This is a genomic window from Micromonospora sp. DT4 (genome assembly GCF_049841675.1).
Taxonomy (GTDB): domain Bacteria; phylum Actinomycetota; class Actinomycetes; order Mycobacteriales; family Micromonosporaceae; genus Micromonospora.
This window is the reverse complement of sequence record NZ_JBNCKT010000343.1, coordinates 1-656: the sequence shown is the minus strand read 5'-3', so window position 1 is coordinate 656 and position 656 is coordinate 1. Positions and strand designations below refer to the sequence as shown.

Sequence of the window (656 nt, the reverse complement as noted above, 5' to 3'; positions counted from 1 at the left end):
CGACATCGTCGCCGCCGCGCTGCACCTGACTCACTTCGAGTACAAATACCTACCTGAAAGTCGCTGAGATCACCTCAGTATGCATCCGTCTGCCGAGATCAATAACGGCCCCCGTTTCCGGGAGCGTAATCCGGGTGCGTTGTGTAGGGATCTTTCCCGCCCTTGTGGAGTCGCCTTCGCACCAGAGGTCATAAGCGGCGAACGTCGCCTTGTCCTTCTCCGCCTTCTCGGCAACAGTGACAAACGTGCTCTTGTCTAGGCGTATTCGAATCTTGTTGTCGGTAACCTCCGGCTGGAAACCGTTATCGTTCAGGACATTGAAGAGTCCCTGATGAAACAAAAGTCCCGTTTTCCGCAAAGTCTGGAATACTTGCCCGACGGGGTGAACATTCCCCCCGGGACCCTCCACCTCTTTTGCTTCGGCGGGAATTTTGCCCGAGTTCTCGCGATCTGGCCCCACCCAAAGCTCAATCCCCGCGATCCGCTCCTGATTGTCCTCTTCCTTCTTGGCCGTTGGCGGCCGGGGCTTCGGTGACGGCTCCCCGGGCGCCCTCAAACCATCAAATCTCGATGTGTCGTCCTCATTCAGGTAGATGACCTCGAGGCGGCCTTTTTCTTTCAGCATCTCGGCCATCTCGCCGTCCGGGTCGGCATGC

Annotated in this window: 1 protein-coding gene; it reads right to left on the bottom strand. The window is 57.6% G+C overall.

Going from position 1 to position 656, the window contains the following annotated elements:
• Window positions 1-49: 49 nt before the first annotated feature.
• The coding region (locus ACLQ24_RS30020) for a hypothetical protein (RefSeq protein ID WP_425895100.1) at window positions 50-656 on the bottom strand (607 nt) is incomplete at its 5' end.